Below are 23,866 nucleotides of genomic sequence, written 5' to 3'. Positions count from 1 at the left end.
CTGCTTCACGAAGGCGGCCGCGTCCCCCGGGACGTGGCCGCCTTTTCGCTGCCGATGATCGTGTCGAGATTCCCGCGGGTGGTCTCCAGCTCGCCGATCGCCGCGTCGATCCGGTCACGCTGCTGCCGCAAGGCATCGACCAGCTCGGGGCAATCCGGGGTCAACCAGCCGTCCTCGTCGACGATGCACGGCAGGATCTCCAGGATCTGCGCGGTGTTCAGCCCGGCCCCGAGCAGGATCCTGATCCGCCGCACCGCCGCCACGTCGACGTCCCCGTACACGCGATAACCGCTCGGCCGCCGCTCCGGAGCGAGCAGACCCTGCTCCTCGTAGTACCGCAGCGCGCGCTCACTGACGCCGGTCCGCCGCGCGAGTTCCCCGATCCGCATCCGCACTCCAGACTTGACTCTCACGTCAATGTCAAGGTTTAGCTTAGCCGCCATGACCACCGTGACCGTCCTCGGACTCGGCCCCATGGGACACGCCCTCGCCACCGCGTTCACCGCCGCCGACCACCCCACCACCGTCTGGAATCGCACCCCTGGCAAGGAAAACGGCCTCGACGCCACCGTCACCACGACCGCGGCGGAGGCGATCGCGGCAAGCCCGCTCGTGATCGTCTGCGTGCGCGACTACGCCGTGGCGCAGTCGATCCTCGACGCCGACGCACTCAAAGGCCGCACGCTCGTGAACCTCAGCGGCGGATCACCACGGCAAGCCCGCGTGATGGCGACGTGGGCCACCGAACACGGCTTCGACTACCTCGACGGCGTCATCATGGCGACCACCGACGCGATCGGCGGCCCGAACGCCGCCCTGTTCTTCAGCGGACCCGCCGACGTCTACGAAACACACCGCCCCACACTGGCCGCACTCGGCGAGAACGCCCAGTACGTCGGCGACTCACCCGGCCGCGCCGCCGCGTTCGACGCGGCCCTGCAGGACATGCTCTGGACCGCCATGAGCGGCGTGATCCATATGATCGCGCTCGCCAAAGCAGAGAACATCGGCGCCACCGACATCGCCGCACACGCGAAAGCACTGCTCGGCTTCTTCCCCGACATGATCGACCTGCTCGCCGGGCAAGTCGCCGCCGAAAACTACGCCGGAGACGCGGGCACCCTCGAAGCCACCGCGGCGACCATGGACCACATCCTCGACGCGATCCGCGCCCAAGGCCTCGACAACGGCGTCCTCGCCGCGGCCCGAGCCCAAGTACAGCAAGCGATCGACACCGGCCACGGCTCCGACGGGTTCGCCAGGCTCGCCGCACTCCAGTGAGAGCCAGTGCAAAGGTGGCGTGGTCGGTACCGGGGGTCGTGAGTGGCGATTCGGGTTCTAACCCGAATCGCCACTCACGACCCGGACCGGAACTGCCGCGCCGTGATGCCGTACTGGTTCATCTTCCGGTACAGCGTCGCCCGGCCCATCCCGAGCTTCTCCGCCGCCCCGACCACAGTGGACCCCGGCTCGGCGAGACAACGCACGATCTCGTCCCGCTCCATCGCCTGCAACCGGCTCAACCGATGCCCCACTCCGGAGAACACCTCCGCCGGCAGATGCTGCGTGTCGACCACGTCCGACCGTGACGCCGCCTCCCGCACCACCCGGCGCAGCTGCTTGGCGTTCTCCGGCCAATCGCAGGCTGCCAGCGCCCGCACCGCGGCCGGGGTGAACACGACCTCACGACCCCGGTCACGGCGCGCGAAATGATGCGCCAGCGGGAGCACGTCATCCGGCCGGAACCGCAACGGCGGCACCTCGACCACGACCTCCACCAGCGGGGCCAACGCCTCCGGAAGCGCACCGGCGTCCGCCGCGGTGAGCACGAACGGTGGCGGCTCCCCCTCCCGCCGAGCCTCGGCGAACAACCCGGCCAACTCGGCGGCCGCCCACGCCGGAAGCGTGTCCACCCCCGAGACGATCACACACGTCCCGTCCTTGACCAGCTCAGGAGTCCACAACGTCAGCCACGTGTCGACGTCGTCCGGCGCGGGCGGGCGCGCGTTCAGCACCCGATCCCTCGGCCGCAACGCCCGCCGCGCGGCCGACGCGAGCGCCGTCTTCCCCGCCCCGGTCTCACCGACGACAGCGGCCACCCGCCCGCGGCTCAACGCCGAACGCACCTCATCGAGCGCATCCGACCAGCCCGGCGACAGACTCGGGGCATCAGCCGGATCGAACCGGTCGGAGTGCACCCGGAACACCTCACCACGCGGCGCCGGCCGCGGAGTCCGCCCCGACGCCCGCGCCAGCATCAACGCCGCCGTGTTCCCGGCCGCAGCCTGCGCCAACGCCAGCAGCAACTCCGAAGACTGATCCGACCACGTCGTCAGGTTCACACTCCCGGCCAGCGCACCGGTCAACGGATCCAGCACCGGCACCGCCGCACACGTATACCCCCGCAAACCCGTGCAGTAGTGCTCCGCCGCCCGCACCAGCGTCGGCGCGCGATCGGCCAGCGCCAACCCCAGCCCGTTCGTCCCCGCGTTGCTCTCCGCGAAGTAGAACCCCGGCGCCAGGTGGACCCGATCCAACGACCGCACGATCGACGCGTCCGTGCACAACCTGCTCAGCACCAGCCCCTCACTGTCGGTGATCATCAGGCTGACCGGCTCGTTCGCCAGCGTCGCCTGCAACCCCCGCAGCACCTCGTTGCCGCACTCGTACAACAGCGAACCGGTGTCCAGCGAACCGGTGAACACCGGCCGCACCTCGTCCTCGGGCGCGCCGTACCGGGCGCTGCGCTGCCAAGACGCCCGCAACCGCGGCGCGATGACCGCGTTCGCGCTCTCCACATCGACCTCCCGGGACGCCACAGTGCGTTCGGACTTCCGCCAAGCGTACGTCCACGGCCACCGGCACACAGGACCGTCGGTGTCTCAAACTGAGACACCGAGCGCCTCCCTGACCTGCGCCGACACCCCTACCGTTCACCCTCAACGTGCCAACGGCGGTCACGAACGCGGAGGAAACCCATGTACACCAAGGACGGCGAGAGCTACTTCATCGTGGACGCGCACGTCGCGCTCTGGGACGCCCGGCCGGAGAACCAGGCCAACATCCACGGCAAACAGTTCATCGACTGCTTCTACGACTACCACCGCAACCTCAGCCCCGAATCCGAGCTCTGGCCCTACGAGGACTACCTCTACTACGGCGGCGAACGCCTGATGAAGGACCTCTTCGAAGACGGCTACGTCGACCACGCCATCTTCCAGCCCGCCCACCTCGGCGCCTTCTACAAAACCGGCTTCGGCCAGACCGAAGAAGCCTTCGCCCTCACCAAGCAACACCCCGACAAACTCACCTACAACCACTGCTTCGACCCACGCCTCGAACAGGCAGGTCTCGACCAGCTCCGCCGCGACGCCGAACGCTTCGGCCTCAAAGGCGTCAAGCTCTACACCGCGGAATGGCGGGACGACTCCCGCGGCTACAAACTCGACGACCCCTGGTGCCGCCGCTACCTGGAAACCTGCCTCGAACTCGGCATCCGCAACATCCACATCCACAAGGGCCCCACCATCCGCCCCCTCGACCGCGACGCCTTCGACGTCGCCGACGTCGACAAGGTCGCCACCGACTACACCGACCTCAACTTCGTCGTCGAACACTGCGGACTCCCCCGGCTCGAAGACTTCTGCTGGATCGCCACCCAGGAACCCAACGTCCACGCCGGCCTCGCCGTCGCGATGCCCTTCATCCACACCCGCCCGCGCTACTTCGCCCAGATCATCGGCGAACTCCTCTACTGGCTCGACGAAGACCGCATCCAGTTCTCCAGCGACTACGCGCTCTGGACCCCGAAATGGCTGGTCGAACGGTTCGTCGACTTCCAGATCCCCGAGGACATGACCGAGTACGCGCCACTGACCACCGACCAGAAACGCAAGATCCTCGGCCTCAACGCCGCCGCGATGTACGACCTCCCGGTGCCCGAGGAACTCCAGGTCCGGCGCATCGAAACCCAAGCCGTCTCGGTGGCCTGACATGCGCGAACACGACGCCTACACCGCACTCCACGCCGTCTTCGACCCCGAACTCGACGAACCCATCACCGACCTCGGCTTCGTCCGCTCCCTCACCGTCGACGGAACCGAGGTCACCGTCCACCTGAGGCTCCCGACGTCGTTCTGCTCACCGAACTTCGCCTACCTCATGGCCTCCGACGCCAAAGACGTCCTCACCGCGCTCGACGGCGTATCCCGGGTCCACGTCGTCCTCGACGACCACCACGACTCCGACCTCATCAACCGCGGCCTCGCCGCCGACGCCGGATACCGCGGCACCTTCGGCGACGAAGCCGAACAGGACCTCGACGAACTCCGGCTCACCTTCCGCCGCAAAGCCTGCACCGCGGCCATGGAACGCGCCCTCACCCGGCTCCTGCGCGAAAACCGTGAGCTGACCGAGGACGGGCTCCACGACATCACGCTCGGCGACCTTCCCGACCATCGCACCACCCACGCACTCCTGCGCCGGCGAGCCGCACTCGGACTCGGCACCGCACCGGAAGCGCCTGTCCTCGTCGACGACCACGGAAAGCCCTACCCCCGCGAAGAAGTCCCACTACGGCTGCGCTTCGCCCGCTCCGTCCGCATCTCGATCGACGGCAACGCCCACTTCTGCCGTGGCCTGCTCCGCACCCGGTACCCGGAATCCGCCGCCGACCAGACACCCCGAACCCAGGAGGTCCACGCATCGTGAAAGCGATCCAGGTCATCGGTTACCACGAAAAGCTCCAGCTGACCGAGGTCGCCGAACCCGAACCGACCGGCCCCTACGACGTCATCGTCCGCATCGGCGGCGCCGGCGTCTGCCGCACCGACCTCCACATCCTCGAAGGCCAATGGGCCGAGAAATCCGGCGTCACCCTGCCGTACACGATCGGCCACGAAAACGCCGGCTGGGTACACGCCGTCGGCAGCGCGGTGACGAACGTGGCCGAAGGCGACAAGGTCATCGTCCACCCCCTCATCACCTGCGGCCTCTGCCGCGCCTGCCGCTCCGGCGACGACGTCCACTGCGCCCAGTCGCAGTTCCCCGGCATCGACACCGCCGGCGGCTACGCGGAGTACCTCAAGACCTCCGCCCGCAGCGTCGTCCGCATCGACGACTCCCTCGAACCCGCCGACGTCGCCGCCCTCGCCGACGCGGGCCTCACCGCGTACCACGCCGCGGCGAAAGCCTCCCGCAGGCTCCGGCCCGGCGACCGCTGCGTCGTCATCGGCGCCGGCGGCCTCGGCCACATCGGCATCCAGGTCCTCAAAGCCCTCACCGCCGCCGAGCTCATCGTCGTCGACCGCAACCCCGACGCCCTCGAACTCGCCGTCACCTTCGCCGGCGGCCACGGCGTCATCGCCGACGGCACCCAGATCGACCAGGTCCTCGACCTCACCGGCGGCGAAGGCGCCGAAACCGTGATCGACTTCGTCGGCGAAGGCGGCGCCACGACGGACGGCCTCGCCATGCTGCGCCGCGCGGGCGACTACCACGTCGTCGGCTACGGCGAGAACATCGACGTCCCCACCATCGACGTCATCTCCGCCGAGATCAACCTGATCGGCAACCTCGTCGGCTCCTACACCGACCTCTGCGAACTCATGGTCCTCGCCGCACAGGGCCGCGTGAAACTCCACACCGCGCGCTACCCCCTCGAGGAGTTCCAAACCGCGCTCGACGACCTCGACGCGGGGCGCATCCGGGGCAGGGCGATCCTCGTTCCCTGACAACGTTCCGATGTGGCGGTGGAGGATTCGGGACACTCACTGTCCCGAATCCTCCACCCAGACAAGCCCCGGCTCGCTCTATGCGGGTTTTGATCTCGTAGTTGAAGTTGATCTTGCCTACTGTCGTGCTGAATAGGTCGTTATACACTCGAACCGACCAGGTCAGTCCAGCTGAGCCTGCCGCCTGCGGTAAGCGCGCTGCTGGCAAGCCCGTGAGCAGTAGTCTCGCGGCCTGCCCCGCCCTCCCCCGTCCAGCGGATTACCGCAGATGACACACTCCCCTCCCCTGGTTTCGTCACGCATTACCTCACTCCCCTGACCGTCGACGAGCGCCTGGACGCCGTCGAGGGTGCGCCGCAATCCGAAGTCGAAGGGGTCGAGCGGCACGTCCATTCCCCCGGCCTTCCACAGTCGCTCCAGCGCCGGATAGCCGTCCAGGCGCTCGAAGAGGGACTCGCGCTCGCTCCACCAGCGCTCATGGGACACACCTGTGCGCCGCTGGAGTTCGGCGGTCTCCCCCGCTTGACGCGCGACGGACTCGACGAATCCACCCACCAGGTTCACCACCGCGATCACCTGCGCCGGCGCCAGGCCGCTCCGAGACGCCACATCGAGCGCGTGGTCGTATCCGGCCATGATGTTCGGCCCTGGCAGGCGACGGGTTCCGGCGCTGTGGACCAGCCATGGGTGCCGGCGATACCTCTCCCATGCCCGCCGCGCCCAGCGTTCCAGGCCCGCTCGCCAGCCGAGCCCGTCCGAGGGCTCCATCGGGAACTCGCCGTACACCGCGTCACGCATGAGTTCCACCAGCTCCGCTTTGCCGGGTACGTACCGGTAGAGCGACATGGTGGTGGTGCCGAACCGTTCCGCGACCTTGCGCATCGACAGTGCGGCGAGCCCCTCGGCATCCGCGACTTCGACGGCCGCGGCGACGATCCGGCCGAGACTCAAGCCGGGCCGCTCCGGCTCGGCGGCGCCCCACAGCAGCTCGATCGCGCGCTCCGGATCCGGCTGCGTGTCGTCTTCCGCCACCGGGCTACTCCTTGACTCTCATCACTCGAACGTGTTTAGCTGATAAACCTCAGTATATCCCATAAACCTCTCGCAGGAGCGCTTCAGCATGCCTGAAATCAGGTTCTTCGTATCCACCGACGGCAGAGACGACTGGTCCGGCACTGCCGATAAGCCTTTCGCCACTCCGAAAGCAGCGCAAGAGGCCGTCCGCGCCGTCACCGCCGAGATGACCGGCGACGTCATCGTCACCTTCACGGCAGGCGTCCATCACCTCGAAGAACCCCTTGCCTTCGACGACGCGCTCGACGATTCCGGCAGGAACGGATTCCGCGTGATCTACCAGGTCCATGGCTACGGAACCCCTGATCAGGCGGAGGTCGAAGTGAGCGGTGGCCGGGTGATCACCGGCTGGACCGCGGGCGACGACGGCGTCTGGACAGCACCCATCGGCGACCTGGCACCGCGACGTCTCACCGCCGACGGCCGCCCCGCCACACGAGCGGCCCGCAAGGACGGCCTTCCGGGGAGCGTGACGAAAACAGCCACCGGTTACGTCACAGACAGCACGGAGCCACAGGCGTGGCCGGACCCGTCCGGACTGGAGTTCGGGTACCCCGGCGTCTACCCATGGTCCGAGGCCAGGCTCGCGGTCGCGTCGATCTCCGGTGACGCGGCCTCGTCCACGATCACCATGGCCCAACCCGCCTTCGACGACGCCAAGTCCCTCTACGACTCCAAGTGGTACGGCGCCGGCGGAGACGGCACCTGGGACGGCCTCGCCGCACCTTCCGTACTCGAGAACAACGTGGCCTTCCTGACCGACCCGGGAACCTTCGCCGTCAGCGCCGACCCGACTGGCCACGTCCTCCACTACCGTCCACGCCCCGGTGAGGAGATCGGCAAGACCCGAGTCGTCGCCCCGGCGCTGGAGACACTCGTCAGCGGACAGAGCGTGCACGACCTCGTACTGCGCGGCTTCACCTTCACCGACGCGACCTGGTCCGGTCCCACCAAAACCGGTGGTTACCTGCACTATCACGGCAACGCCCGTTACGAGCGGGGCGAATTCCAGAAGATCGACCTCGGCGCGGACGTGGGCTACGTCCACGTGCCCGCGGAGCCGGTTCAGTTGCCCGCCAACGTCAGCCTCACCTCGGCCCGCCGGGTCACACTGGAGGGCAATCACTTCACCCGGCTCGGCGCCGGGGCACTCCTGATCGAGGACGGCACCGACATCGAGATCCGCGCGAACGTCTTCGACGAGATCTCGGGGAGCGGGATCGCCGTCCACACGAGCACCCGGGTCTCCGTCGAGGACAACCTCGTCCACCACATCGCCACCGAGTACCGCGGCTCCCCCGCCGTCCTCGTCGTCGAGTCCGAAGAAACCACCGTGGCCCACAACGAGATCCACGACGTCCCGCACAACGGCATCGTGATCACCGGCGGCGAGCGAGCCGGCGGCACCCAGGTGATCTCGAACCTCGTCGAACGCAGCATGGGGAAGCTGATGGACGGCGGCGGCATCTACCTCTCGGCACCGCAAGGCTCGTCGTTCGCCGGCGGGGCGATGGTCCGCGGCAACGTGATCCGCGACGTCCTCACCTCGTACAACTTCGGCCTCTACGCCGACTACGGCGCGGCGTGGATCACGGTCCTCGGCAACATCGTCCACCGAGCCGACACTCCGATCGTCCTCCAGGTGGGTCCGCCGATGGAGAACGTCGCCTTCGTCGGCAACTTCTGGGACGTCCTGCCCGACGGCTACGACACCCCGCCCGAGACGGTGACCGTGGCCGGGAACACCTTGCTGCCCAAGGAGAGTTTCGACGAGGCCGTCCAAGCGGTCCCGGCAGGCGCCGACATCCTCGCGCGGGCGGGCCGCCGGGGTCCGCGACGATGATCGTCGCTCCTGCCGGACACGAGTCCGGCAGGAGCCGCTCCGGCAACGATCCCCGAGAAGACCACGCGCCATGTCGTCCCCGGCGGTGGTGTTCTTCTGCTGCTTGAAGCGGTTTTGACCTAAGCCGCGCAGTATAGGTCGTTATACACTTTGCTTGAGCCGTCGGATGCCCTCGATGAGTTCGGCGATGTCGGCAGCGGCGGCGAAGCCCAGCCGAAGGAACGGTCCGGACGGCTCGGTGGCGAAGAACCGCTCCCCTGTCCCGATCACGACTCCTCGCTCTCTCGCGGTGCGGGCGAGCGCGTTCGCGTCACTCCCCGCCGGCAGCCGCACCCACAGATGCAGCCCACCCTCGGGAATCCGCGTGACAGTCCACTCAGGACACTCCCCGGCCAGCGCCGCGGCGGCCTTTCCGCATCGCTCCCGCAATTCCGCACCGAGTTTCCGCACGTGACGTTCCCAGGAAGGCGCGCTGAGCAGTTCGAGGGCCGCCTCCTGCAGCGGGCGGGAGACGAAGAAGTCGTCGACCCGCCGGATCGCCTTCATCCGGTCGAGGACCGGTCCCCGTGCGATCAGCGCGCCGATCCGGAGGCTCGGTGCGGCGGCTTTCGTCACCGACGTCAGGTGGACGACCGTGCCGTGGCGGTCGTCGGTGATCAGCGGACGCGGCGCCGTGGTCCCGTGCGAGAGATGCCGGGCGAAGTCGTCCTCCAGTACGAACGCGCCCGCCGCACGAGCCACCTCCAGCACGGGGGTCCGGCGTTCGGGGGCGAGCACGGTGCCGGTCGGGTTGTGAAAGGTTGGCTGACAGTAGAAAAGCCGGGCTCCGGTCATCGCGAAGGCCTCGGCCAGCAGGTCCGGGCGGACCCCGTCGTCGTCGATCGGCACCGGCACCGGGCGGAGTCCCGCCGCCCGCGCGGCGGCGAGTGCTCCCGGATAGGTCGGTGATTCGACGAGTATCGGGCTTCCCGGCGCCGCGATCGCCCGGAACGCCATGGAGAGCCCGCTCTGCCCGCCGGCGGTGATCAGGACGTCGTCCGGGGACGCGCCGGCCGGTCCCGCGAACACCGACCTCAGCGCGGTCAGCCCGGCGGCGGGTGCACGATCCCAGGCGTCCGGACGGCGGCCCGCCCTGGCGAGTGCCGCGCCCAGGAACCGGGTCGCCTGCAGCGACCGGTGCGGATAACCGCCGTCGAGGAGGATCGCGCCGTCCGGCGGCGGGCCGAGGGTGCCGGTGAGGGATCTGGTGTCGACGCTGCGATCGGTCAGCGCGACGGTCTGCCACGCCGTATCGAGTGGTTCGCCCGCTGTCGACGGCTTCGTTGCCACGTACGTCCCGCTGCCGGGGCGCGTCACCACAGCGCCCTCGGCGGCGAGCAGGGCGATCGCGCGCGAGACCGTCACCGGGCCGACCCGGTAGCGCTCGATGAGCTCGCGGCTACTGGGCAGCCGGTCCCCCGCTGCCGCGGCGCGGATCAGCGAACGCAACTGGAGCACGAGCGCGGAAGTGCTACTATCCGACATGAAGGAACATGATAGTGCTACTGGACATCGCACGGAATCACTACTGGACATTCCGGCACTGCGGGCCGACACGCCGGGCAGCGACAAGGTCGTCCATTTCAACAACGCGGGCTGCGGACTGCTGGCGAAGCCGGTGCTCGCGGCGATGCTCGATCACCTGAATCTCGAAGCCGAGATCGGCGGTTACGAGGCCGCGGCCTCCCGTGCGACCGAGGTCGACGGCTTCTACCGTGAAATCGCCGCACTCATCAACGCGCGGCCGCGCAACATCGCCTTCGCGGCGAGCGCCACCCACGCCTATTCCACGGCGCTGTCCTCGATCCGGTTCGAACCCGGCGACGTCGTGCTCACCACCCGCAACGACTTCATCTCCAACCAGATCGCGTTCCTGTCACTGCGGAAGCGCTTCGGCGTCGAGGTCGTGCACGCGCCGGACACGCCGGAAGGCGGTGTCGACGTCGAGGCCATGGCGGCCCTGATGCGCGCGAAGAAGCCGAAACTGGTCGCCGCCACGCACATTCCGACCAATTCGGGGCTGGTCCAGCCGGTCGCCGAGATCGGGCGGCACTGCCGGGAACTCGGTCTGCTGTATCTCGTCGACGCCTGTCAGTCGGTCGGTCAGTACCCCATCGACGTGGAGGAGATCGGCGCCGACCTGCTCACCTCGACGTGCCGCAAGTTCCTGCGCGGTCCTCGTGGTTCGGGATTCTTGTTCGTCTCCGACAGGTTCCTCGAAGCAGGACACGAGCCGCTGTTCATCGACATGCACGGCGCCCGCTGGAGCGCGCCCGGCGACTACGAACCCGCGGCTTCGGCCTCCCGGTTCGAGGAATGGGAATTCCCGTACGCCACGGTGCTCGGCTGCGCCGCGGCCGCGAGGTACGCCCGCGCGGTCGGCCTGGAGGCGATCTCACGGCGCACCCCCGCACTCGCGGCGAGGCTGCGGGACGGACTCGGCGCCATCGCGGGCGTCGAGGTGCTCGACCGCGGCTCGCGACTGGGCGCACTGGTGACGTTCTCGATCAAGGACTGGGAGGCTGTGCCGTTCAAGGCGGCGATGGACGCCCGGCGGATCAACTCGGCGCTCAGCTACCGGGAGTTCGCGCAGTTCGACTTCGGGGACAAGGACGTCGACTGGTGCCTGCGGCTGAGCCCGCACTACTACAACACGGAACAAGAGGTGGACGACGTGGCCGCGGCCGTCGCCGAACTCGCCGCCTGACGCGGTTTCCCTGCCTGGGCGCTGGGGGTGTCCGGGCAGGGAAACCGTCAGGGATCAGGCCCCGGCGAGGCCGCGGCGCTTCAGCAGCGGCTCGATCTCCGGGTCGCGGCCGCGGAACGCGCGGAAGGCGGCCATCGGGTCGACGCTGCCGCCCCGGCCGAGCAGTTCACGGCGGAAGTGGTCACCGTTTTCCCTGATGAGCCCGCCGTTCTCGCGGAACCACTGGACGGTGTCGGCGTCGAGGACCTCACTCCAGATGTAGGAGTAGTACCCGGCGCTGTAGCCGCCGCTGAAGATGTGCGCGAAGTAGGTGGTGCGGTAGCGCGGCGGCACGGCCTCCAGCGCGACACCCGCCTTCGTCAGCGCCTCGGATTCGAACCGCTGGACGTCCTCCACGTGGTCCTCGGTGCCGAGCGCGTGCCACGCCTGGTCGAGGAGGGCTGCCGCGAGGTACTCGGTGGTCGAGAAGCCTTCACCGTACTGCTGCGACGCCAGGAGCTTGTCGATCTGCTCCTGCGGAAGCGGCTCACCGGTCACGTGGTGCTTCGCGTAGTTGGCCAGCACCTCGGGCCACAGCATCCACATCTCGTTGACCTGCGACGGGTACTCGACGAAGTCACGCGGCACGTTCGTGCCGGAGAACATCGGGTACTCGACGTCGGAAAGCAGCGAGTGCAGTGCGTGCCCGAACTCGTGGAACGCGGTGTCGACCTCGTCGAAGGTCAGCAGGGTCGGCTCACCGGACGGCGGTTTGGCGACGTTGAGCACGTTCACCACGACCGTCTTGGTGCCCAGGAGTTTCGTCTGGTCGACGAAGTTGTTCATCCAGGCGCCGCCGCGCTTCGAGTCGCGGGCGTAGTAGTCGAGCAGGAACAGGCCGAGTTCCGTGCCGTCCGCGTCGAAGACCTCGAAGATCCGGACCTCGGGGTGGTACTTCGGCAGGTCCTCCCGCTCGGTGAAGCTCAAGCCGTACAGCTTGGACGCGGCGAAGAAGACTCCGTCGGTCAGCACCCGGTTCAGTTCGAAGTACGGGCGCAACGCCGCGGTGTCGACGTCGAACCGGTCCTTGCGGACGCGTTCGGCGTAGAACGCCCAGTCCCACGGCCGCAGGACCGCGCCCGGGATGTCGGCTTCGAGGTAGCGCTGCAGCTCTTCGGCTTCGGCCTTGGCGTTGGCGCTCGCGACCGGGGCGAGGCGTTCCAGCAGGCCCACCGCGGCCTCGGCGGTCTTCGCGGTCTCGTCTTCGATGACGTACGAAGCGTGGTCGGGGAAGCCCAGCACCGCGGCCCGCTCCGCGCGCAAGCGGACCAGCTGAGCCACGATCTCGTTGTTGTCCGACTCGTTGCCCCGGTTGCCGCGGGACACCGACGCGGTGAAGATCCGCTCGCGCAAGGCGCGGTCCTCCAGCGAGGCCAACGCGGCCTGCGCCGTCGGCAGGGTCAGCTTGAGGACGTACTTGCCCTCCTCGCCGGCGGTCTCGGCGGCCGTGGCGATCTCGGCCTCACCCAGTCCCGCGAGCTCCGCGACGTCGTCGACGACCACGGCGAGTTCGTTGGTGTCCTTGAGCAGGTTCTGCTGGAACTTGGTCGACAAGGTCGAAAGCTGCTCGTTCAGCTCACGCAGGCGCTTCTGCTCGGCTTCGGGAAGCCCGGCGCCGGCACGGCGCACGTCCGTGTGGTGACGCTCCAGCAGGCGAAGCGACTCGGGGTCGAGACCGAGTTCATGCCTGCGCTCGAACAGGGTGTTGATCCGGGCGAACAGCGCCGGGTTCAGGTTGATGGCGTCGGCGTGCGCGGCCAGCCGCGGCGCCATCTCGGCCTGCACGCGCTGGATCTCGTCGTTCGCGTTGGATCCGGCGAGGTTGAAGAAGACGCTGGACACGCGAGACAGCAACCTGCCGGACTTTTCGAGCGCGACGATGGTGTTCTCGAAGGTCGGCGGCTCGGCCGAGTTCGCGATCTCGTCGATTTCGGCGGCGTGCTCGGCCAAGCCCGCTTCGAAGGCGGGAAGGAAGTGCTCGTCGGCGATCCGGTCGAACGGAGGAAGGGCGTAGGGCAGCTCACTCGGCGCGGCGAACGGGTTGTCCTGCGAAATCATCGGTGTTGCTCCCGGGTCGTCGAATCTGCTGGTCTGGCCACCTTACGGGCAGCGAGGGGCCGGTGGATGCCGTCCGTGGCGGTGACGCCACCGACGGCGTGGTCACGCTCCGGTGGTACCGCCCACCACCGCGTCGGAGCTCCGCTTTCCCTTGCCCCGCTTGGCTTTGGCCTTGGGTTCCGGTGGTGCGATACCGGCCAGGTCGCCGCCGTTGTCGTTGACGCGCAACACGAACGGACGAGTCTCGGTGTACCGGACGACCGAAACCGACGCCGGATCGACCACGATCCGCTGGAAGGAATCGAGATGCTGGCCGAGCGCGTCGGCGAGGATCGCCTTGATCACATCGCCATGACTGCATAAGAGCCACACCGCGTCTTCCCCGTGTTTCGCGGTGATCCTGGCGTCATGCGCGCGGACGGCCGCGACCGACCGGGCCTGCATCTCGGCGAGCCCTTCGCCGCCGGGAAAGACCGCGGCCGAGGGATGCGCCTGCACGACCCGCCACAGAGGTTCCTTGAACAGATCCTTGAGCGCGCGACCGGTCCATTCGCCGTAGTCCACTTCGGACAAACCGGGCTCTTTGAGCTTGTCCAGACCGCGTGCCTCGGCCAGCTTCGCGACCGTCTGGCGGCAGCGGAGCATCGGCGAGACCACCAGCTCGGCGAGCGGCACCGGCGCCAGGCGCTCGACGAGCGCGGCCGCCTGTGCCCGGCCGGTGTCGTCCAGGCCGACCTTGGGCGTGCGCCCGGCCAGGACACCCGAACCGTTCGCCGTGGACTTGCCGTGGCGCAGAAGGATCACAGTACTCACGTGGCCCACCCTACGTGTCGTGCTTTGCCCCGCTACGAAACCTCGTGAGTGGGTGAGGACGGTTCTGGCCAAGGGTGTTTGGGTACCTGCTGGGGTGAGCCGGGTAGCGGCCGGTCCGTGAAAGCCATCACGAGCCCCAGCAGCACCACCAGCCACAACGGCGGCGTGTGAAGGACCCCTTACCTCGGCTCAGCCGAGGTAAGGGGTCCTTCACACCTTCCCGAGTACATGAAGGCCCCCTTCCTTGCGCCTGGCGCAAGGAAGGGGGCCTTCACGGACCGTGCCTGGCAACGACCGCAAGCAGGTGCCGAATCGCGTCGGGGGTTACAGGTGCGGGCCGGCGCCTGGGTCCAGGACACCGGTGAAGATCAGCACGAAGAGCAGGGCACCGAGCACGAGCCGGTAGATCACGAACGGCACGAAGCTCTTGGTCTTGATGTACGACATCAGCCAGGCGATGACGGCGTAGCCGACGCCGAACGCGACCAACGTCGCCAGGATCGTCGGCCCCCACTGTGCCGGGGCGCCGTCCTTGCCGATGTCGGTCAGCTTGTACAGGCCAGAGCCGAACACCGCCGGCAGCGCCAGCAGGAAGGAGTACTCCGCCGCCTCCGCGCGTGTGTAGCCGAGGAGCAGCCCGGCGCTGGTGGTGCCGCCGGAGCGGGAGACGCCCGGGATCAACGCCAGCGCCTGCGCGAACCCGAAGCCGAGGCCGTGCGGCACGGTCAGGTGGTCGAGCGTGCGCTGCTGTTTCCCGATGCGGTCGGCCACCAGCAGGATGAGCCCGAACACGATCAGCGTGGTCGCGGTGATCCGCAGGTCACGAAAGGTTTCGTCGATGGCGTCCTGCAGCAGCAGGCCCAGTACGACGATCGGCATCGAGCCGACGATGATCAGCCAGCCCAGCCGGGCGTCGGGGTCGCGGCGCCAGTCCTTCTTGTAGATCGAGAAGAACCAGGCGCGGAGGATTTTCCCGATCTTGTTCGAGAAGTACAGGATGACCGCGAGTTCGGTGCCGATCTGGGTCACCGCGGTGAACGCGGCGCCCGGGTCGTCCCAGCCGGCGAGCGCCGCGGTGATCCGCAGGTGCGCGCTGGAGGAGATCGGCAGGAATTCCGTGAGACCTTGGACGAGACCGAGGACCAGTGCTTCGAACCATCCCATCAGGCGACACCGGCCAGTTCGATCGCTTCGGCCGCGATCTCGAGGGCGCGTGCGGAGCCCTCCGGATCCGGCATGGACGGGGCGACGGTCAGCGTGGTGACGCCGGACTCGGCGAAGGCCCGCATCCGGTCGGCGATCCGCTCCTTGGGGCCCAGCAGCGACGTCGCGTCGATGAACTCGAGCGGGACGGCCGCCATGGCGCCCGCGTAGTCCTTGCCCAGGTACTTCTGCTGGACGTCGGCCGCTTCGCGTTCGAAGCCCATCCGGCAGGCGAGCTGGTTGTAGAAGTTCTTCTCCCGGCTGCCCATCCCGCCGATGTACAGCGCCGCGTAGCCGCGGACCGCGTCGGCGCAGGCCTCCCAGTCGTCCCCGACCACGAGCGGGACGGTGGGGACGACGTCGAAGCCGTCGAGCGAGCGCGCGGCCTTGTCGGCCCCCGCCTGGATCAGCTTCAGCTGCTCACCGGCGTGCTCGGGCGAGTAGAACACCGGCAGCCAGCCGTTCGCGATCTCGCCGGTCAGTTCGAGGTTCTTCGGGCCGATGGCGGCCAGGTACACGGGGATCTCTTCGCGTACGGGGTGCACGGTCAGGGTCAGCGCCTTGCCGGGCCCGTCGGGCAGGGGCAGCTGGAAGTGGTCGCCGTCGTAGCGGACCCGGTCGCGGCTCAGCGCCTTGCGGACGATCTCGACGTATTCGCGGGTGCGGCCGAGCGGCGACGCGAACTTCACCCCGTGCCAGCCTTCGGACACCTGCGGGCCGGAAACGCCGAGGCCGAGGCGGAACCGGCCGGCCGAAAGCGTGTCCAGGGTCGCGGCGGTCATCGCGGTCATCGCCGGTGTCCGCGCGGGGATCTGCAGCACCGCGCTGCCCACGTCGATCCGTGACGTCTGCGCCGCCACCCACGCCAGCACCGTCGGCGCGTCCGAACCGTACGCCTCCGCGGCCCAGACGACCGCGTAGTCGAGTTCGTCCGCCTTCTTCGCCAATGCCAGGTTGGCCGCGTCGTTTCCCGCGCCCCAATAGCCCAAGTTCAGTCCGAGTCGCACGGCGTGAATGTATCCATCGGAGTGTCACTCCTCCGTTCAGGGTGTTGACACGGCGATGACCCGCACGGTGGTACTCGATCACGACACGCTGACCTGCTCCGCGTCACCCACTTGCCTTCCGGCTAGGCTCGCCCGTCGTGGAAAAGCGACAGCTCGGCCGGTCGGGACTTCGGGTCTCGCGGATGGCCCTCGGGACCATGACGTGGGGTGGCGACACCGACTCGGAGGAGGCGGCGAGCCAGCTGGTCGCGTTCGTCGACGCCGGGGGCACCCTGGTCGACACCGCCGACATCTACGGCGAAGGCGAGAGCGAACGCGTACTCGGTGCCCTGCTCGGCGACCTCGTCCCGCGCGACGACATCGTGCTCGCCACCAAGGCCGTCGCCCGCCGCACCGATGGCCCGTTCGGCGGCGGCGCCTCACGCGGTGCCCTGCTGAGCGCGCTCGAAGGTTCGCTGCGACGGCTCGGCACCGACCACATCGACCTCTGGCAACTGCACGCCTGGGACACCACAGTGCCGGTCGACGAGACCCTCGGCGCCCTCGAGTACGCCGTGACCAGCGGCAAGGCCCGCTACGTCGGCGTCTCCAACTACTCCGGCTGGCAGCTGGCGACCGCCGCGGCCCGCAGTTCCGCCGCCGCCCCGCTGGTGTCGACGCAGGTCGAGTACTCGCTGCTGGAGCGCGGCGTCGATCGCGAGGTCGTCCCGGCCGCGGAACACCACGGCATCGGGCTCCTGCCGTGGGCGCCGCTCGGCCGGGGCGTGCTCACCGGCAAGTACCGCAGCGGGACACCCGCCGATTCGCGCGGCGCTTCGAGTGTTTTCGCGGGCTATGTCGAACATCACCGGACCGAACGCGCGGCCCGGATCGTGCAGGCGGTCGCGACGGCCGCCGACGGCCTCGGGACCTCACCGCTGGCCGTCGCGCTGGCCTGGGTCCGAGACCGGCCCGGGGTGGTCGCGCCCGTGGTCGGGGCCCGTGACACCGGTCAGCTGACCGGCTCGCTCACGGCCGAGGACATCATGCTCCCGCCCGCCATCCGCTCGGCGCTCGACGACGTCAGCGCGATCGAGGTCGGATACCCGGAACGCGGCCTGTGAGCCGTCTCGGATACTGGATTAGGTGACTGTTGGGTGACGCAGACGTGACGTGGTGGAGTTCCTGGAGGATGCTGGACAGGTCCGTCCGACGATTAGCAGGTGGAGGCACCAAGGTGGGTCGGCTGTCCGCCGTTTCCCGGATCGCGATCCCGCTCGCTGGCGCCCTGGTGCTCTCGTCCTGCAGTACGGATGACACACCGAACGACACCTTGCAGATCGTGCAGAACCCCGTCGCGGCCACCGCCGCGGTCTCCCCCGCGGTGACCATCAAGCCCACCGGTTCGGTGTTCGCCGGGCCGGGTGTGAAGGCGTTGGCGACCGACGAGGCGAGCAAGACGCTGGTCGTCGCGGTCTCGGAGCCGCCCTCCCTGCGCATCTACGATCTCGCCGCTCTGGACGCCCCGAAGACGACCGTGGCCTTGCCCGGTCCGGCGGAGCGGCTCACGGTGTCGGGGTCCCAGGTGCTCGCCAGCGTTCCCGGCAAGAGCCTGCTGGCGAAGGTCTCCCTGCCCGGTGGCGCGCTGGAGACGGTTCCGGTCGCGGGACAGCCGTCGGCCGGTCTCGCCGACGGCGACGCGACGCTGGTCTCCGTCCGCGACCGCAAGGTCGTCGAGGTGCTGTCGAAGAACGCGGGCCCGAAGACCATCACCGGCCAGATCTACAGCGCCGACGACGTGCTGAACACCGGCGACGGCGTGGTCGTGCTCGACAAGCTGCGTACCGCCTTGTTCGCCGTCGACCTCACCGAAGGCAAGATCGGCGAGGGTCTTCGTGCCGGTGACGGCGCGGCCAACGCCGTCACCGACGATCTCGGCCGCGTTTTCGTCACCGACGCGCGCGCGGGCGCGCTGCTGGCGTTCTCCACGACGCCGTTGCTGCTGCGCCAGCGCTATCCCGTTCCCGGCGGGGCGTACGGCCTCGCCTACGACCGCCCGCGCGGCCTCGTGTGGGTCACGCTCACGGGACGCAACGAGGTCGTGGGCTTCGACGTCCGCGGCGGGGAGCCGATCGAGAAACACCGGTTCCCCACCGTGCGGCAGCCAGATTCGGTCACCGTCGACGAGCAGAGCGGCCGCGTGGTCGTCGGCTCGGCTATCGGAGAAGGGATCCAGGTGATCACGCCATGACAGTTGTGGACGAGGCGGTGGTCGAAGGGGATTGGGAGTACCGGCGGCTGCAACTGCCTCCCGGTGTTTCCCGGCGGGCGGCGGCGACGCAGCTGTCGATCCACGCCGAATTCGCCGGTTGGGAGCTCTCGACCGTCCGGCTCTACTCCGATGGGACCAGGAGGGTGTGGTTGCGCCGCAAGCGCACCGCCACCCCGCTGCCCGGCCTCATCACCTGAGCTGAAGGGGACTTCCCCGCATACGATGCCAGGGTCCCGGCAAAGTCACCTAACCGCTGGTCCACCGACGTTGCGAAAGTGGCTTTCGCAACACGCCACGATCGCCCTACCCCTCAGTAGAACCGAACCGCCACTCACAACCCCTGTCGAACCGACAGATAAGCATCAAAGGGATATCCAGCTGTCGGATAGCGTCCTTCACCGCGTGAGATGCGGTGAAAGACCCCTTCAGCTCTTGAACACCCGGCCGAGCCAGCCTGCCCAAAGCGCGTCCTGTTCCACGGAGTCGACGTCGCCGAACAGGTGATGCATCGTGACCATCGGGCCGGCGAAGCCGCGGACGAACCTGAGGAGCGCGTCTCCGATCCGGATCCCGACCGTCTGGCCGTTCGCGCAATAGACCTCGCCGTCCACAGTGGACACCGCACCGGTGGAAAGGCGGACCTTGTCCCCCGTTTCCGGCCGCCCGGCCAGGCCCAGTTCCCGGCCCAGCTTCAGCCACGCGCTGTCCCAGTCCCCGATCATCGGCCCGAACACCGTGACCGGCACCGCCCGCCTGCCCGCGAAACCGTTGAGGTACTCGACCAGGGTGCGGAAGAACAGCTCGCCGCCGGCGGTCATCGCCTCGAACTCGTCTTCCCAGTCGTCGCCCGGCAGGAAGCCGCTCGTCACGGTCCGCAGCACGGTACTGCCGCCGGAACGGCCCTCGATGAGGAATTCGTAGGCGACGAATCGTCCGTCCGGCGCGGGTTCCGTGCCGTAGACGAGCCGTTCCAGCGGGTCCCACGCCGTGATCGCCGACGTGGGTTCGTAGCCGCCGAAAGCGGTCTTCACGGTGCCGCCGACGCCTCCGTCGACCTCATTGCGCCCCATGAACCACGACGTGATCCCGGGCCCGGTGGCGATGGCGTCCCAGACCTGTTCCGGTGTCGCGTCGACCTCGAGGCGGTCGGTGAGCTCGAATTCGTGACCCATTCAGCGCTCCTCGGGCTCGGTTTTGACGCTCGGGTGGACGGCGACGACGATCCGGTGGTCGCGGCCCTGTTCGGCGCCTTCGTCGTGGTACTTGCTCACCAGGTTCGTGATCGCGACGGTGAGCTCTTCGGCGAACGCGGCCCTGTCCGCGGCCGACGAGAACCGCACCTCGCCATCGATCGCGAAGGTCGCGACCCGTTTGCGCGCCTTGGTCGAACCGGTGATCAGGAGGCCGACGTCGCGCACCAGTCTGCCTGCCACGGCGAGCAGCCAGCGCGCGGACAGCCGGTCCGGCGACTGGGCGGGATCGGGCTGCACGGCTGAAAGCGCCGTCGGTGAAATGACGTACGAAGACGCCGTCGCGCGCATCATGCGCTCGGTGACGTTCCCCTTGCGCCGTTCCTCGACGAGCTCGACCAGCCCGTGCTTCTCCAGCGCGCGAAGGTGGTAGTTCACCTTCTGTCTCGGCAGGTCGATCCGCGCGGCCAGCATCGTGGCCGACGCCGGTTCGGCGAGTTCGGCGAGCAGCCGGGCCCGGACGGGATCCAGCGACACTTCGGCCGCTTCCGCGTCCTCGATCACCGCAACGGAGAACATGGCAAGAAGGTGCCACCGAAAAGAGAAATTGTCAAGAACGTCAGGCTTGTCGGCGCGCTTCGGTCACCAGGGCGAGCAGGCGTGGCACCACCTGCGGAGCCGCCTCGAGCGGCACCACGTGCCCGACGCCGGGCAGCACCACGGACGTGCCGTTCTCCACTGCACCCGCCAGTTCCTCGACGTCCGCCGTGGGCACCAGCTTGTCGCGCTCCCCCACGATCGCGGTTACCGGCACCGCGCCGACCTGCGACAACGCCGATTCCCGCGTGTAGGCGTCCAAGGCGGGCCGGAACGCGGACACAGTCTGCGGCCAGTTGCCGCGGATCATCCGCACGGTCAGTTCGACGTCTGCGGGCACCGGGTCGTCCCCGAAGAGCCACCATCGCAGCCCGGCGGTCACGGCCTTGCTCGTATGCTCCCGCACCAGGCCGATCAGCTTCGACCCGAACACCATCTCCAAGTCCCTGCCGAGTTTCCCGAGCGCGTTCGGCCAGATCGCGTCCGGGGTGACTCCGCCCGCGGACATGGCGAGCAGCCCGATTCCCGCCACCCGCGCGGCGAAGACGTCCGGATGCCGCTGGGCGAGCGACAGGATCGCGAGGCCGCCCATGTCATGGCCGACCAGGACGATCCGGCCATTGGGGATCACCTTCTCCAGCACCTCGGCCAGATCGTCGGCGAGCTGCCCCATGGTGGCCGACGCGGCCCGGACCTCACCGGATTCGCCGTGGCCGCGCTGGTCGTAGGCCAACACGGCGACAGGTTCCTCCGCGGATTCGGACGCCTCGGCCAGCACCGGCGCGATACCGCGCCAGCTCCGCCTGTCGAGGGCGTACCCGTGAAGGAGCACCACGGTCACCGGCGCCGACGGATCACCCCAGCGCTCGAAGTGCAGGGGTGTGCCGTCGGCTGCCAGCAGACCGGGCATCAGGCCGAGCGGAGGAAGCGGTCGAGCACGCGCACGCCGAACTTCAGCGCCTCGACCGGGACACGTTCGTCGACCCCGTGGAACAGCGCGGAGAAATCGAGGTCCGCGGGCAGCCGCAACGGCGCGAACCCGAAGTTGCGGATACCGAGCGACTGGAACGACTTCGCGTCCGTGCCACCGGAGAGCATGTACGGGAGCGTGCGGGCACCCGGGTCCTCGGCGAGGACCGCGTTGGTCATCGCGTCGACGAGAGCGCCGTCGAAGGTCGTCTCGACCGGCGGCAGCTCCATCCACTCCTTCTCGATGTCCGGGCCGAGGATCTCCTCCAGTTCGGCGTTGAACGCCTCAAGACGCCCGGGAAGGATCCGGCAGTCGACCGAGGCCTCCGCGACCGAGGGGATGACGTTCGACTTGTACCCGGCGGTGAGCATCGTCGGATTCGCCGTGTCGCGCAGGGTCGCGCCGATCATCCGGGAGATGTTGCCGAGTTTCGCGACGGAACCCTCGATGTCGTCCTCGGGGAAGTCCCATCCGGTGATCTCGGTGACGCCGTCGAGGAACTCGCGCACGGAGTCGGTCATCACCAGCGGGAAGCGGTGGTTGCCGAGCCTGGCGACGGCCTCGGACAGCTTGGTGACGGCGTTGTCGCGGTGGATCATCGAACCGTGGCCGGCGGTGCCGCGCACCCGCAGCTTCATCCAGCGAATGCCCTTTTCGGCCGTCTCGATGAGGTACGCGCGGACGTTGTCCTTCAGCGTGATCGAGAAGCCGCCGACCTCGCTGATCGCCTCGGTGACGCCCTCGAACAGCTCGGGCCGGTTCTCGACCAGCCACTGCGCGCCGTACTTGCCGCCCGCTTCTTCGTCGGCGAGGAACGCGAAGACGAGGTCGCGCGGCGGGACGATGCCGTTGAGCTTGTAGTGACGGGCCAGCGCGAGCGCCATCGCGCACATGTCCTTCATGTCGACGGCGCCGCGGCCCCAGACGTAGTCGTCCTGGATCGCGCCCGAGAACGGGTGGACCGACCACTCCGAGGCGTCGGCCGGGACGGCGTCGAGGTGACCGTGGATCAGGAGCGCGCCGCGCGCCGGGTCCGCGCCCGGCAACCGGACGATCACGTTGTGTCGGTTCTTGCCGCCCGACTCGACATAGGTGATCTCGTAGCCCGCGTCGGTGAGCTTCTCGGCGACGTACTCCGCCGCGGCGCGTTCACCGACGAGCGTGTCGGGATCACCCGTGTTGGTCGTGTCGATGCGGATCAGTTCACTGGTGAGCGTGACTGCCTCTTCGGCGGCTGCTTCGATCAAATTCGGTTCGGTCACCAGGCATTCCTACCATTGGTGGAGCTCGCCGACCCGCTGCCACCGCGTGCTGGACACCGTGTGAAGACCCACCCCATGTCGGGTGACCGGTAAGGGTCCCAGGGCGTGGCTGACAGACTGCGGGGGTGATCGTCGGATACGTCCTCGCGCTGCTGGCGGCGGTGGCCTCGGGTAGCGGTTCGGTGCTGGAGTCGATCGGGGTCCGCCGCGCGGGCGCGTACGGCGGCAGCGCACTGGACCTGGTGCACTTGCGGCGCCAATGGATTTACTTCGCGGGCATCGGCGTCGACCTGGTCGGCTTCGCCTGTGCGGCGGCCGCGTTGCAACGGCTGCCGTTGTTCCTGGTCCAGTCGGTGCTCGCGTTCAGCGTCGGCGTGACGGCCGCGATTTCCGCGTTCATGGGCACCCGCCTTGCCGCGGCGGGCTGGGCCGCTCTGAGCGTCGGAGCGGTCGGTCTGATCCTGCTGGGCTTGTCGGCGCAGCCGGGTCCGGCCAAGCTGCTTCCGGCGGAGTGGCGCTGGGTTCTGCCCGCGATGGCGCTGGTCGTGGGGTCGATCGCCTGGTACTTCCGGCGCTTCGATCGCCCCTGGGCCGCGCAGGTGCTCGGCTTCGCGACGGGGGTCGGGTTCAGCGTGGTCGGCGTCTCCGCCCGCACCCTGGACCTACCTTCGTCCGGCTGGGCGATTCTGGTGGAACCGGCCGTGTGGGCGATGATCCTCAACGGCTCGGCCGCGGCGGTCGCGTTCGCCCTCGCCCTGCAGAAGGGCGGGGCGACGGCGGTCAACGCGATCATGTTCACCACGAATACGGCGTTGTCCTCGATCATCGGCCTGGTCTTCCTCGACGACCGCGTCCGCGACGGCTTCGCCACGTTCACGGTCGCGGGCCTGATCCTGGCCATGTCGGGCGCGATCGTCACCGCCCACTACGCTTCTCAGGCCAAGGAGCCCGCCCGTGCGGCTCGACTGAGCTCGTGAGGCCGGGTTCAGCGCGCCTGACCCTCGCCGAGGAGCACCCGCAGCAGTGAGGCGAGCTGGGCCCGCTGCTCGTCGCTCAGTCCGGAAACCGTGCCAAGGAAGCC

Annotated in this window: 22 protein-coding genes; 10 read left to right on the top strand and 12 right to left on the bottom strand. The window is 68.7% G+C overall.

Features of this window, described 5'->3' with window-relative positions; all coding sequences use genetic code 11:
- Positions 1-5: 5 nt before the first annotated feature.
- Positions 6-389: a MerR family transcriptional regulator gene (locus DL990_RS38460; protein WP_125801615.1), complete on the bottom strand. Its 384-nt coding sequence runs from the start codon at positions 387-389 to the stop codon at positions 6-8.
- 52 nt (positions 390-441) lie between these two features.
- Between DL990_RS38460 and DL990_RS38455 the strand changes: the two genes are divergently transcribed.
- Positions 442-1,281 (top strand): NAD(P)-dependent oxidoreductase, encoded by an 840-nt coding sequence (locus DL990_RS38455; protein WP_125801614.1) that lies wholly within the window; start codon positions 442-444, stop codon positions 1,279-1,281.
- Positions 1,282-1,355: 74 nt separating this feature from the next.
- Here DL990_RS38455 and DL990_RS38450 read toward each other — a convergent pair whose 3' ends face one another.
- Complete coding sequence (locus DL990_RS38450) at positions 1,356-2,798, bottom strand: helix-turn-helix domain-containing protein (RefSeq protein ID WP_125801613.1); 1,443 nt, start codon at positions 2,796-2,798, stop codon at positions 1,356-1,358.
- A gap of 180 nt (positions 2,799-2,978) precedes the next feature.
- On the opposite strand from DL990_RS38450, the gene DL990_RS38445 reads away from it, so the two are divergent.
- Genes DL990_RS38445 through DL990_RS38435 form a run of 3 tightly spaced genes read left to right on the top strand, consistent with a single transcriptional unit; the run spans position 2,979 to position 5,732 of the window.
- Entirely contained in the window at positions 2,979-3,992 is a 1,014-nt protein-coding gene (locus DL990_RS38445) for an amidohydrolase family protein (RefSeq protein ID WP_125787681.1), read from the top strand.
- 1 nt (position 3,993) lies between these two features.
- Entirely contained in the window at positions 3,994-4,710 is a 717-nt protein-coding gene (locus DL990_RS38440) for an iron-sulfur cluster assembly protein (protein ID WP_125801612.1), read from the top strand.
- On the top strand, positions 4,707-5,732 hold the full coding sequence (locus tag DL990_RS38435; protein WP_125801611.1) for an NAD(P)-dependent alcohol dehydrogenase: 1,026 nt from the start codon (positions 4,707-4,709) through the stop codon (positions 5,730-5,732). Before DL990_RS38440 ends, DL990_RS38435 begins: the two co-directional genes overlap by 4 nt.
- 162 nt (positions 5,733-5,894) lie before the next feature.
- Here DL990_RS38435 and DL990_RS38430 read toward each other — a convergent pair whose 3' ends face one another.
- Positions 5,895-6,764: a TetR/AcrR family transcriptional regulator gene (locus DL990_RS38430; protein ID WP_125801610.1), complete on the bottom strand. Its 870-nt coding sequence runs from the start codon at positions 6,762-6,764 to the stop codon at positions 5,895-5,897.
- Between the two features lie 88 nt (positions 6,765-6,852).
- Here DL990_RS38430 and DL990_RS38425 point away from each other — a divergent pair, with 88 nt between their 5' ends.
- On the top strand, positions 6,853-8,649 hold the full coding sequence (locus tag DL990_RS38425; RefSeq protein WP_125801609.1) for a right-handed parallel beta-helix repeat-containing protein: 1,797 nt from the start codon (positions 6,853-6,855) through the stop codon (positions 8,647-8,649).
- A gap of 141 nt (positions 8,650-8,790) precedes the next feature.
- Here the strand turns inward: DL990_RS38425 and DL990_RS38420 are convergent, their stop codons facing one another.
- Positions 8,791-10,173 (bottom strand): PLP-dependent aminotransferase family protein, encoded by a 1,383-nt coding sequence (locus tag DL990_RS38420; protein WP_125801608.1) that lies wholly within the window; start codon positions 10,171-10,173, stop codon positions 8,791-8,793.
- On the opposite strand from DL990_RS38420, the gene DL990_RS38415 reads away from it, so the two are divergent.
- Positions 10,172-11,395 (top strand): aminotransferase class V-fold PLP-dependent enzyme, encoded by a 1,224-nt coding sequence (locus DL990_RS38415; protein WP_125801607.1) that lies wholly within the window; start codon positions 10,172-10,174, stop codon positions 11,393-11,395. The two genes, DL990_RS38420 and DL990_RS38415, sit on opposite strands and share 2 nt — an antisense overlap.
- 54 nt (positions 11,396-11,449) lie before the next feature.
- Here the strand turns inward: DL990_RS38415 and DL990_RS38410 are convergent, their stop codons facing one another.
- From DL990_RS38410 to DL990_RS38395, 4 genes are all read right to left on the bottom strand, one after another.
- The gene (locus DL990_RS38410; protein WP_125801606.1) at positions 11,450-13,492 is read right to left on the bottom strand and encodes a M3 family metallopeptidase; all 2,043 of its coding nucleotides are present in this window, start codon (positions 13,490-13,492) and stop codon (positions 11,450-11,452) included.
- Positions 13,493-13,594: 102 nt separating this feature from the next.
- A complete protein-coding gene (locus DL990_RS38405) occupies positions 13,595-14,305 on the bottom strand; it encodes a histidine phosphatase family protein (RefSeq protein WP_125787689.1) in 711 nt (236 codons plus the stop codon).
- A gap of 324 nt (positions 14,306-14,629) precedes the next feature.
- Positions 14,630-15,469, bottom strand: a complete 840-nt coding sequence (locus DL990_RS38400) for an undecaprenyl-diphosphate phosphatase (RefSeq protein WP_125787690.1) — start codon at positions 15,467-15,469, stop codon at positions 14,630-14,632.
- A complete protein-coding gene (locus DL990_RS38395; RefSeq protein ID WP_125787691.1) occupies positions 15,469-16,515 on the bottom strand; it encodes an LLM class F420-dependent oxidoreductase in 1,047 nt (348 codons plus the stop codon). The genes DL990_RS38400 and DL990_RS38395 overlap by 1 nt, the downstream gene beginning before the upstream one ends.
- A 137-nt stretch (positions 16,516-16,652) precedes the next feature.
- On the opposite strand from DL990_RS38395, the gene DL990_RS38390 reads away from it, so the two are divergent.
- The 3 genes from DL990_RS38390 to DL990_RS38380 all read left to right on the top strand — a co-directional run bounded on the left by DL990_RS38390 (position 16,653) and on the right by DL990_RS38380 (position 18,963).
- On the top strand, positions 16,653-17,618 hold the full coding sequence (locus DL990_RS38390) for an aldo/keto reductase (protein WP_199746780.1): 966 nt from the start codon (positions 16,653-16,655) through the stop codon (positions 17,616-17,618).
- Between the two features lie 113 nt (positions 17,619-17,731).
- Positions 17,732-18,745: a YncE family protein gene (locus DL990_RS38385; RefSeq protein ID WP_125787692.1), complete on the top strand. Its 1,014-nt coding sequence runs from the start codon at positions 17,732-17,734 to the stop codon at positions 18,743-18,745.
- Entirely contained in the window at positions 18,742-18,963 is a 222-nt protein-coding gene (locus tag DL990_RS38380; RefSeq protein WP_016334446.1) for a DUF5703 family protein, read from the top strand. Before DL990_RS38385 ends, DL990_RS38380 begins: the two co-directional genes overlap by 4 nt.
- A 228-nt stretch (positions 18,964-19,191) precedes the next feature.
- Here DL990_RS38380 and DL990_RS38375 read toward each other — a convergent pair whose 3' ends face one another.
- Genes DL990_RS38375 through DL990_RS38360 form a run of 4 tightly spaced genes read right to left on the bottom strand, consistent with a single transcriptional unit; the run spans position 19,192 to position 22,785 of the window.
- On the bottom strand, positions 19,192-19,938 hold the full coding sequence (locus tag DL990_RS38375; protein ID WP_125801605.1) for an SRPBCC domain-containing protein: 747 nt from the start codon (positions 19,936-19,938) through the stop codon (positions 19,192-19,194).
- Positions 19,939-20,535 carry a helix-turn-helix domain-containing protein gene (locus DL990_RS38370; RefSeq protein WP_125787694.1) on the bottom strand — a complete coding sequence of 199 codons (597 nt, stop codon included), beginning with the start codon at positions 20,533-20,535 and terminating at the stop codon, positions 19,939-19,941.
- Between the two features lie 40 nt (positions 20,536-20,575).
- Complete coding sequence (locus DL990_RS38365; RefSeq protein WP_125787695.1) at positions 20,576-21,463, bottom strand: alpha/beta fold hydrolase; 888 nt, start codon at positions 21,461-21,463, stop codon at positions 20,576-20,578.
- Positions 21,463-22,785, bottom strand: a complete 1,323-nt coding sequence (locus DL990_RS38360; RefSeq protein ID WP_125801604.1) for a M20/M25/M40 family metallo-hydrolase — start codon at positions 22,783-22,785, stop codon at positions 21,463-21,465. Before DL990_RS38360 ends, DL990_RS38365 begins: the two co-directional genes overlap by 1 nt.
- A gap of 125 nt (positions 22,786-22,910) precedes the next feature.
- On the opposite strand from DL990_RS38360, the gene DL990_RS38355 reads away from it, so the two are divergent.
- Complete coding sequence (locus DL990_RS38355) at positions 22,911-23,762, top strand: hypothetical protein (protein ID WP_125801603.1); 852 nt, start codon at positions 22,911-22,913, stop codon at positions 23,760-23,762.
- The last annotated feature ends 104 nt before the right edge of the window (positions 23,763-23,866 follow it).

This window comes from Amycolatopsis sp. WAC 01416, assembly GCF_003947485.1.
Lineage (GTDB): Bacteria > Actinomycetota > Actinomycetes > Mycobacteriales > Pseudonocardiaceae > Amycolatopsis.
This window is presented reverse-complemented; position numbering and strand designations above follow the sequence as displayed.

What these genes read in the sequence shown, in the direction of transcription:
- DL990_RS38380 (WP_016334446.1), top strand. Translation starts at nt 18,742, where the DNA reads ATGACAGTTGTGGACGAGGCGGTGGTCGAAGGGGATTGGGAGTACCGG.
- DL990_RS38410 (WP_125801606.1), bottom strand. Translation starts at nt 13,492, where the DNA reads ATGATTTCGCAGGACAACCCGTTCGCCGCGCCGAGTGAGCTGCCCTAC.
- DL990_RS38375 (WP_125801605.1), bottom strand. Translation starts at nt 19,938, where the DNA reads ATGGGTCACGAATTCGAGCTCACCGACCGCCTCGAGGTCGACGCGACA.
- DL990_RS38455 (WP_125801614.1), top strand. Translation starts at nt 442, where the DNA reads ATGACCACCGTGACCGTCCTCGGACTCGGCCCCATGGGACACGCCCTC.
- DL990_RS38445 (WP_125787681.1), top strand. Translation starts at nt 2,979, where the DNA reads ATGTACACCAAGGACGGCGAGAGCTACTTCATCGTGGACGCGCACGTC.
- DL990_RS38365 (WP_125787695.1), bottom strand. Translation starts at nt 21,463, where the DNA reads ATGCCCGGTCTGCTGGCAGCCGACGGCACACCCCTGCACTTCGAGCGC.
- DL990_RS38460 (WP_125801615.1), bottom strand. Translation starts at nt 389, where the DNA reads ATGCGGATCGGGGAACTCGCGCGGCGGACCGGCGTCAGTGAGCGCGCG.
- DL990_RS38420 (WP_125801608.1), bottom strand. Translation starts at nt 10,173, where the DNA reads ATGTCGGATAGTAGCACTTCCGCGCTCGTGCTCCAGTTGCGTTCGCTG.
- DL990_RS38415 (WP_125801607.1), top strand. Translation starts at nt 10,172, where the DNA reads ATGAAGGAACATGATAGTGCTACTGGACATCGCACGGAATCACTACTG.
- DL990_RS38400 (WP_125787690.1), bottom strand. Translation starts at nt 15,469, where the DNA reads ATGGGATGGTTCGAAGCACTGGTCCTCGGTCTCGTCCAAGGTCTCACG.
- DL990_RS38370 (WP_125787694.1), bottom strand. Translation starts at nt 20,535, where the DNA reads ATGTTCTCCGTTGCGGTGATCGAGGACGCGGAAGCGGCCGAAGTGTCG.
- DL990_RS38425 (WP_125801609.1), top strand. Translation starts at nt 6,853, where the DNA reads ATGCCTGAAATCAGGTTCTTCGTATCCACCGACGGCAGAGACGACTGG.
- DL990_RS38440 (WP_125801612.1), top strand. Translation starts at nt 3,994, where the DNA reads ATGCGCGAACACGACGCCTACACCGCACTCCACGCCGTCTTCGACCCC.